Here is an 8,905-nt window from a genome sequence, read left to right on the forward strand (position 1 = left end):
GAACCCGGGTCGCGGCGTGGGTTCGGAACCGTTGGCCCGGCGTCCGACTGCCGTTCGCCGCGCAACATGCACCGCCCGGCGAGAGTTGTGACGTGCTTCTCCTCAAACCTTTTCCGGTGATTACGCTCACACCATGACCGAGGCGCACGACGAAGCTCCCACCCATTACCCGCCGTCCGCGGAGTTCGCCGCTGCGGCCAACGCGACGGCGGACCTCTACGACGAGGCGGAGGCCGACCGGCTCGCCTTCTGGGCACGACAGGCGAATCGGCTGTCCTGGGACACCCCGTTCACCGAGGTGCTGGATTGGGCGCAAGCCCCGGTGGCCAAATGGTTCGTCGGTGGCAAGCTCAACGTCGCCTACAACTGCGTCGACCGCCATGTCGAGGCCGGCAACGGCGACCGGGTGGCCATTCACTGGGAAGGCGAACCCCTGGGCGACTCCCGCAGCATCACCTACGCCGAACTCAAGGACGAGGTGTGCCGGGCTGCCAACACACTGACCTCGCTCGGCGTCAAAGCCGGTGACCGGGTCGCGATCTACATGCCGATGGTTCCCGAAGCAGTCGTGTCGATGCTCGCCTGTGCGCGCCTGGGCGCCATGCACAGCGTGGTGTTCGGTGGCTACTCGGCCTCGGCCCTGCGGGCTCGCATCGAGGACGCAGAGGCCAAAGTGGTCATCACGACCGACGGCCAATACCGCCGCGGAAGCGCGGTGTCATTGAAGGACGCCGTCGACGAGTCGATCGAAGGTCAGGACTGTGTGAAGAACGTGCTCGTCGTTCGCCGCACCGGAATTGACGTCAACTGGACCGACGGCCGTGACGTGTGGTGGCACGAGACGGTCAGCGAGGCATCGGCCGAACACACCCCGGAAGCCTTCGACTCCGAACATCCGCTCTTCCTGCTCTACACCTCAGGAACCACCGGTAAGCCCAAGGGCATCCTGCACACCTCCGGCGGCTACCTGACCCAGGCGTCCTACACGCACAACTACGTCTTCGACATCAAGCCGGACGCCGACGTGTACTGGTGCACAGCCGATATCGGTTGGGTCACCGGCCACACCTACATCGTGTACGGACCGCTTTCCAACGGTGCGACCCAGGTGCTCTACGAGGGCACACCGAACTCACCTGATGAACACCGACACTTCCAGGTGATCGAAAAATACGGCGTCACAATCTATTACACAGCACCGACGCTGATCCGCACATTCATGAAGTGGGGTCGGGAGTTGGCCTTCGAGCACAATCTTTCCAGCCTGCGGCTGTTGGGCTCGGTGGGCGAACCGATCAACCCCGAGGCATGGCGCTGGTATCGGCTGGTGTTCGGCGACGACGCCGTGCCGATCGTCGACACCTGGTGGCAGACCGAGACCGGTGCTGCCATGATCGCGCCGTTGCCCGGCGTGACCGTGTGCAAGCCGGGTTCGGCGATGACACCGCTGCCCGGCATCTCAGCCAAGATCGTCGACGACAACGGTAGGGAGCTCGCACCAAGTGCCGACCAGGGCGAGCACGCGACCGGCTACCTGGTTCTCGACAAGCCCTGGCCGTCGATGCTGCGCGGCATTTGGGGCGATCCGGAACGGTTCGTCGAGACTTACTGGTCCCGGTTCGCCGAGCAGGGTTGGTATTTCGCCGGCGACGGCGCCCGGTACGGCCTTGATGGTGAGATCTGGGTACTGGGCCGCATCGACGACGTCATGAACATCTCCGGACATCGCATCTCGACGGCCGAAGTGGAATCCGCGCTCGTCGGCCATGCCGGAGTCGCCGAGGCAGCCGTGGTCGGCGCAACCGACGCCCAGACCGGACAGGCGATCTGCGCATTCGTCATCCTCAAGGAGAGCCACGCGGACATCTCGACCACCGAGATGGTCGAGGAATTGCGCTCGCAGGTTGCGCATGACATCTCGCCGATCGCCAAGCCACGGGAAATCCACGTGGTTCCCGAGTTGCCGAAGACCCGAAGCGGGAAGATCATGCGGCGACTGCTCCGTGATGTGGCCGAGGGCCGCGAACTCGGCGACACCTCAACCCTGTTGGACGCGAGCGTGTTCGAGGCGATCAGGTCCAGCAAGGCAAACTGATCAGGCCGGGCCGGGGGCCGGGCTGGCGGTCGGAACGAATCCGGCTCCGGGACGGTCCTTGGCGGCGACGTCGCCCAGTATCGCGTTGATCGACTCGGTGACGGCCGGGGTATGCAGCGGGATGTACTTGATGACGCAGACCGGAAGTCCGTCGGTGAAAGCGCCGTGCAGCATGCCGACGAGTCTGTTGTTGACCGTCACCGGCGCACCGGAGTCGCCGGGCTGGCCGCACATCTGATTGACGATGGTGCCGGGCGTCTCACCGGGTCCCCAGGTGACGCCGCAGGAGTAGCCGGTCGTGCGCCCGAGTTTGCATGCCACCTGTCCGAACGTCGGATCCGGTCCGATGCCGTTGATGAGGAAGCCGTTCCAGTTCGACACCGGGTTCACCTTGGCCGGGTCGAACCGGATCACCGCATAGTCCAGGGCGTCGTTTCCGGCGACCATCGTGCCGATGATGCCCCTGTCCCGCTGTGTTTCGGAGGCCACCTGCGCGCCGGGTCCTCCGCAGTGCGCCGAGGTGAAGCCGATCAGGGCGCCGGTCTTGTCGTTTCCAATGGTGGTCAGGGTGCAGTAGACGTCACCGTCGATCACGATGCCGGCGCCACCCCCTATCGACACCTTCTCCTCGGCGGCGGCGCTGGGCGGCAGGCTGGGCAACAGCGCGGCCAGGGCCAGAACCAACGCCCCTACCGTCCGCCGCACGGGATGCGCGGTGATCACTGAATACCTCCCTGGTTTTCCCACCCGGCCTTTGAGTTTACATCGGTCACTTCAGTACCTTCTGTAACAACGCGACGCGCACCTCGTCAGTGACGGCGGCATGGCAACATGAACTCCCACCACACCGGGTGAATGGAGGAAAGCCGTGAGCAATCGGGATCGCAAGAACGGGGTGCCCGCGAGCGTGACCTCGATTCCTCTCGTGGATCCGAACGCGATGCCGGCCAATCCCTCCATCGGTGACCTGGTGCGGGACGCCACCGCCCAGGTCTCGACGCTGATGCGCGCCGAAGTGGAGCTGGCCAAGACCGAGATCACCCGCGACGTGAAGAAGGGGCTCACCGGGAGCGTCTTCTTCATCCTGGCGCTCGTGGTGCTGCTGTACTCCACCTTCTTCATGTTCTTCTTCCTGGCCGAGTTGCTCGACACCTGGCTGTGGCGCTGGGCTGCCTTCCTGGTCGTGTTCGTCCTGATGCTGGTGGTCACCGGAGTGTTCGCCCTACTCGGCTATCTCAAGGTCCGGCGGATCCGCGGGCCTCAGGAGACCATCGCCTCGGTCAAGGCGACCACCGCGGCCCTGACCCCCGGCGCACCCCGGACCCCGGCCACCCCGGCGGTGTCGCCCGCCTCGACGGGTGCGATCGCACCGGCGGGGACGGGCGAAACCGGCACCGATCCGTCCGGTTGGTGACCGCCCGGCCGGATCCCTCGGTCACCCGCATCGCCGGACCGTGGCGTCACCTCGACGTCCACGCGAACGGAATCCGGTTTCAGTGTGTCGAAGCCGTTGACGAATCCGATGACGACATTCCACCCAGTGCGCGACCCCTGGTGATCCTGCTGCACGGGTTCGCCTCGTTCTGGTGGTCCTGGCGGCATCAGTTACCCGGCCTGTCGGGCGTCCGGGCGGTGGCAGTGGATCTTCGGGGTTACGGCGGCAGCGACAAACCGCCGCGGGGCTATGACGGCTGGACACTTGCCGGAGACACCGCCGGACTGGTCCGTGCCCTCGGGCACACCTCCGCCACCCTTGTCGGGCACGCCGACGGCGGCCTGGTCTGCTGGGCGACCGCAGTGCTGCACCCCCGGATGGTGCGGGCCATCGCCCTGGTCAGCTCCCCACATCCGGCGGCACTGCGGCAATCGGTCATGATCAACCCCGGACAGCGCCGGGCTCTGCTGCCCACGCTCCTGCGCTACCAGGTTCCGCGCTGGCCCGAACACCTGCTGACACGCAATGACGCCGCCGAGCTGGACTCACTTGTTCGCAGTCGAGCATCCTCGAAATGGCAAGCGGGCGAGGACTTCTCCGAGACCATCACACATCTGCGTCAAGCCATCCAGATACCGTCGGCGGCGCACTCGTCCCTGGAATACCAGCGCTGGGCGGTTCGAAGTCAACTACGCGGCGAGGGTAGGCGCTTCATGAAGCTGATGGACCGGCGCTTGGACATACCGCTGCTGCATATCCGTGGAAGCGCCGATCCCTACGTGCTGGCCGATCCCGTCCAACGCAGCCGGCACTTCGCGCCACACGGCCGATTCGTCGAGATTCCAGGCGTGGGCCACTACGCCCACGAGGAATCCCCGCAGTCGGTCAACGACGCACTGCAGCGATTCCTCGCCGGCCTCTAAGCGTTGACACAGACGCCGGTGGGAACCTTCGCAGTGTTGCCGATCTTGGCGAGCTGGCGGGAGACCTCATTGGTGGTCATGACGAAACCAGTGTCGTTGTCATCGACCGCGGCGCCGAACACCACACCGATCACCCGGCCGGACCGGTTGATCATCGGTCCCCCCGAATTTCCTTGGCGGACAGTCCCCCGGATGGTGTAGACCTCGCGATTGACCGTGGTGGTCTTGTAGATGTCGGGACCGCTGAGTTCGATGATCTCGCGCACCCGTGCCGGAGTTGCGAGGAAATCACCACCACCGGGATAGCCGAGCACGACCGCGTCGGTTCCCGGTTTGGCGGGCTCATCAGCGAACACCAGTGGCTGCTGCGGCAGATTCGGTACGTCGAGGATGGAGATGTCGGCGTCCGGGTCATACGACACCACCGTTGCGTCGTACTTCTTGCCCTCTGTCTCCACCGTCACACTGTCTGAACCGGCGACGACGTGGGCGTTGGACATCACCCGGTTCGGTGCAATGACGAATCCCGTTCCCTCCAGGACCTTTTGGCAGGATGTCGCGACGCCGCGAATCTTGACGACACTCGGTCGCGTCTGTGACACCACCAGGCTGTCGGCCAGTGAGGCATCCGGGGGGTCGACGTTCTGGATCGGCGTGCGGCCGAATGGTTCGAGGACGTCCGGCAGGCCGGAGGTGCTCAAGAGAGCCGATATCCGCTTGGGGACCGTGCGCAGCCAGTTCGGTGCATACTTCTCCACCTCGGCGACCACCTTGGAACCGCGGACCGCCGCAGCCAGATTAGGTTGGTCCGACGATGTCAGCGGGCTGGCCAGCAACCACGCCGCGACCAGCACCACCACAAGTTGCAGAACGACGCCGACGACGGAGTCGACCACCCGGATCGGGCCGTTGCGGATGGAACCACGGACTGCGCGCCCGAGGACCACTCCGGCAACCTCGCCGACCACCACCAGTGCCAAGATCAGGAAGAGGGCGGCGAACAGCTTCGCCCGTGGTGTGTGGATGTGGTTGACGATGTGCGGGGCGAGCATCACGCCGGCGATAGCTCCCAGCACGACGCCGACGAAGGACATCAGCGAGCCCAGTGCACCGGACCGCCATCCGGAGATGGCCGCGATGAGCGCCACACCGATCACAGCGATGTCCAGCCATTGCGAACTGGTCACAGCGCGTCCTCACTATCATCGGCGCCGAGTGCCGTTGCCTCGTCCAACTCCCGAACATCCTGGGTATCCCATGGTTGTGACCATCCGGCCACATCAAGCATTGCCGAGATTACGTGACCGGTGAATCCCCACACCAACATCTCGTTGAGGAGAAACGCCGGCCCGGCGAAGCGGGGCTCGGAGCGGTAGACCATCAGACGGTTGCGGGGGTTGACGAATGCCCGCAGCGGAACCCGGGTGACCACGGCGGTTTCAGACTCGTTGACAACCGCCACCGGCCCCGGATCCGGGGAGTACGCCAGCACCGGAACAACGTGAAAACCCGATGGCGGGATGAACATTCGCTCCAATGTCGCCAGCGGGTAAAGTCGGCCGGGCTCGATCCCGGTCTCTTCCCGGGCCTCCCGGATGGCCGTCTCCACCGGTCCGGCATCCCCCGGATCGGCGGCACCACCGGGGAAGGCCGCCTGCCCGGCGTGGTGGCGCAACGTGTTGGCACGAACGGTCAGCAGCAGGTCGGCGTCCGCGGGAAACTCCCCGTCCGGGTGCTCAGCATGTGGTCCGGAGAACAGCACCAATACCGCGGCGTCGCGGCCGGACCGTGCCGCCGCCGCGGCGTCACGGGCGCCGGTGACCGCGGTCAGTATCTCCGGAGGCACCCGTCGCCGGTAGGCGTGCGGCACCTGATCCAGGTTGTTCACCAGTGGTGCCAGCCAGGGCGGCCCGGCGGCCGGGGTGAGCGCGGCACCAGTGCTCACCCTGCTCCTCTCGGTCGTCATTACCCGCTCATCTCATTGCCGTCTCCACCGCAGCAGCGATCTCATCTGCGCTGGTGAAGGGCTGCGGGATGACCTTGGCAACGCTACCGTCCGGGCGCAGCACCACGGTGGCGGGCATGACGTTGGGTAGACCGAGTGCCGCGGCGATACTTCGTCGGCCGTCCTGCAACACCGGCAGGCGGACGCCGAGTTCGGCCATCCGGATCAGCGCCGCTGTCTCATTCTCGTCCTGATGAACCGTCACGACCGTCACCGCAGGGCCGGCCTGCCGCTGGTACCCGGCCAGCGCCGGAAGTTCCTCGGCACACGGTTGGCACCAGTAAGCCCACAGGTTGAGCACGACGGTGCGGCCGGCCAGCATGCGCGCCACGTCGACGGTCGATCCGTCGGCGGCACATTCGACCTCGATCCCGCGCAGTGCCGCCGGCCCCGCGCTCGCGCCGTCAGCCGGACAGGGTGGCAGATCGGCGCGTGCGCGGGGTCCGGCGAGCGCCTGCGGGGTGTCGGCTTCACGGTGGGTCCGCGCGACCAACGCATCTGAGCCGGCCGGCACCGCGGCGTCGTCATCGAGGTGCAGGGTCAGCGCGACGATCAACGCGACCACCACGGCCAGCATCCCAAGAGCCCATCGGGTCGATACCGCCATGGTTCTACAGCCCGGCCAGGGCCAGCAGGTGGTCGGTCTCGGGACCCTTCACCAGGCGGGCGGCGACAAGCGGATCGGTGGGCCCCTCCCCGTAGGACGGACAATCCTTAGCCAGGACGCACACTCCACAGGCGGGCTTGCGGGCATGACAGACCCGTCGGCCGTGGAAGATCACGCGGTGGCTCAGCAGGGTCCACTCCCGGCGTTCGATGAGCTCGCCGACCGCATGCTCGACCTTGACCGGATCGGTTTCGGCGGTCCAGCGCCATCGACGCACCAATCGGCCGAAGTGGGTGTCAACTGTGATGCCGGGCACCTCGAATGCATTGCCGAGGATGACGTTGGCGGTCTTGCGCCCGACCCCGGGCAGTGTCACCAGTTCGTCGATGGTGGCCGGAACCTCGCCCTCGAACCGCTCGACGAGCGCCTGTCCGAGTCCGATCAGCGAGTTGGCCTTGTTGCGGTAGAAACCGGTCGGGCGGATCAGGTTCTCGAGCTTGGTTCGGTTGGCCTGCGCGTAGTCGCGGGCACTGCGGTACTCGGCGAACAGTGCCGGAGTGGTCAGGTTTACCCGCTTGTCGGTGCTCTGCGCCGACAGGATGGTGGCCACGGCGAGTTCCAGCGGATTGGTGAAGTCCAACTCGCAGTAGACGTGCGGGAAAGCCACCGCCAGGGTGCGGTTCATCCGTCGTGCGCGGCGAACAAGACCGAGGCGGGTTTCGGAATCCCACTTGATCGAACCCGGCGCCACGGGTGTCAGGGTACTTACCGCCGACAGACCGGTGGCATTTCGTGATCCCGATGAGACCTGCCGCCGGTTAACTACCCGGCTATGTCATGGTTGCTCGCAGGCTTCATCCCGGCGCTGCTCATGCTGTCGACGGTTGGACTGCAGCGGCTGGAAAGCGTCCTGCACGCCGACCGTCCGTCGGGCACAGAGATCGTGACACGCCTGGAGCAGGCCACCCGTACAGCCCGGGAGAAGGCGGTGCCACTGACTGATTTCTCCGGGCTGAGCCCGAGAATGGAACCGGCATTCCGGCTGATTCCCGACGAACCCGGCCTGCCCACCCGGTTGTAGCCGTCCGGATCAGCCAATGTCGTGAAGCACGTTCGTCTAACGATTAAGGTGTGTGCGACGGTTCGTAGCGTTTTCCGATGATTGACGACTGAGAAGGGGCAACGTGGACGAGATCCTGGCCAGGGCCGGAATCTTCCAGGGAGTCGATCCCACCGCGGTCTCCGCACTTACCAAGCAGCTTCAGCCGGTGGACTTCCCGCGCGGGCACACAGTTTTTGCTGAAGGCGAGCCCGGAGACCGGCTCTACATCATCATCACCGGCAAGGTGAAGATCGGTCGTCGCTCCCCGGACGGCCGGGAGAATCTGCTGACCATCATGGGACCGTCGGACATGTTCGGCGAGTTGTCCATCTTCGACCCCGGCCCACGCACATCCAGCGCGACCACCATCACTGAGGTGCGCGCCGTTTCCATGGATCGCGATGCCCTCAAAGCGTGGATCGCCGACCGGCCCGAGATCGCCGAGCAGTTACTGCGGGTGCTCGCCCGCCGGCTGCGCCGGACCAACAACAACCTGGCCGACCTGATCTTCACCGACGTTCCCGGACGCGTGGCCAAGCAGCTGCTGCAACTGGCGCAGCGCTTCGGCACCCAGGAGGGAGGCGCCATGCGCGTCACCCATGACCTCACCCAGGAAGAGATCGCCCAGCTTGTCGGTGCCTCCCGGGAAACCGTCAACAAGGCCCTCGCCGATTTCGCCCATCGCGGCTGGATTCGTCTGGAAGGCAAGAGCGTTCTGATCTGCGACTCCGAGCGACT

Annotated in this window: 10 protein-coding genes; 5 read left to right on the top strand and 5 right to left on the bottom strand. The window is 65.7% G+C overall.

Annotation, left to right across the window (positions count from 1 at the left end):
* Window positions 1-133: 133 nt before the first annotated feature.
* Window positions 134-2,095: an acetate--CoA ligase gene (gene acs / locus ACR2JI_RS11045; protein ID WP_526390110.1), complete on the top strand. Its 1,962-nt coding sequence runs from the start codon at window positions 134-136 to the stop codon at window positions 2,093-2,095.
* Here acs and ACR2JI_RS11050 read toward each other — a convergent pair whose 3' ends face one another.
* The gene (locus ACR2JI_RS11050) at window positions 2,096-2,818 is read right to left on the bottom strand and encodes a S1 family peptidase (RefSeq protein WP_526390111.1); all 723 of its coding nucleotides are present in this window, start codon (window positions 2,816-2,818) and stop codon (window positions 2,096-2,098) included.
* Between the two features lie 145 nt (window positions 2,819-2,963).
* On the opposite strand from ACR2JI_RS11050, the gene ACR2JI_RS11055 reads away from it, so the two are divergent.
* Together ACR2JI_RS11055 and ACR2JI_RS11060 are read left to right on the top strand one after the other, a co-directional pair.
* A complete protein-coding gene (locus tag ACR2JI_RS11055) occupies window positions 2,964-3,509 on the top strand; it encodes a phage holin family protein (protein WP_526390112.1) in 546 nt (181 codons plus the stop codon).
* Window positions 3,506-4,453, top strand: a complete 948-nt coding sequence (locus tag ACR2JI_RS11060; protein ID WP_526390113.1) for an alpha/beta fold hydrolase — start codon at window positions 3,506-3,508, stop codon at window positions 4,451-4,453. The genes ACR2JI_RS11055 and ACR2JI_RS11060 overlap by 4 nt, the downstream gene beginning before the upstream one ends.
* Here the strand turns inward: ACR2JI_RS11060 and marP are convergent.
* From marP to nth, 4 genes are read right to left on the bottom strand one after another with little or no spacing between them, the layout of a single operon-like run.
* The gene (marP, locus tag ACR2JI_RS11065) at window positions 4,450-5,640 is read right to left on the bottom strand and encodes an acid resistance serine protease MarP (protein WP_526390114.1); all 1,191 of its coding nucleotides are present in this window, start codon (window positions 5,638-5,640) and stop codon (window positions 4,450-4,452) included. The genes ACR2JI_RS11060 and marP overlap by 4 nt on opposite strands.
* Window positions 5,637-6,419 (bottom strand): NUDIX hydrolase, encoded by a 783-nt coding sequence (locus ACR2JI_RS11070; protein ID WP_526390115.1) that lies wholly within the window; start codon window positions 6,417-6,419, stop codon window positions 5,637-5,639. Before ACR2JI_RS11070 ends, marP begins: the two co-directional genes overlap by 4 nt.
* A 7-nt stretch (window positions 6,420-6,426) precedes the next feature.
* Window positions 6,427-7,065 (bottom strand): TlpA family protein disulfide reductase, encoded by a 639-nt coding sequence (locus ACR2JI_RS11075; protein ID WP_526390116.1) that lies wholly within the window; start codon window positions 7,063-7,065, stop codon window positions 6,427-6,429.
* Window positions 7,066-7,069: 4 nt separating this feature from the next.
* Complete coding sequence (gene nth, locus ACR2JI_RS11080) at window positions 7,070-7,750, bottom strand: endonuclease III (protein WP_526390126.1); 681 nt, start codon at window positions 7,748-7,750, stop codon at window positions 7,070-7,072.
* Between the two features lie 147 nt (window positions 7,751-7,897).
* Between nth and ACR2JI_RS11085 the strand changes: the two genes are divergently transcribed.
* Window positions 7,898-8,146: a hypothetical protein gene (locus tag ACR2JI_RS11085; RefSeq protein ID WP_526390117.1), complete on the top strand. Its 249-nt coding sequence runs from the start codon at window positions 7,898-7,900 to the stop codon at window positions 8,144-8,146.
* Window positions 8,147-8,249: 103 nt separating this feature from the next.
* Window positions 8,250-8,905, top strand: a 656-nt coding sequence (locus tag ACR2JI_RS11090) for a Crp/Fnr family transcriptional regulator (protein WP_526390118.1), incomplete at its 3' end; no start/stop codon positions are given.

This window comes from Mycobacterium sp. (genome assembly GCF_051006775.1).
Lineage (GTDB): Bacteria > Actinomycetota > Actinomycetes > Mycobacteriales > Mycobacteriaceae > Mycobacterium.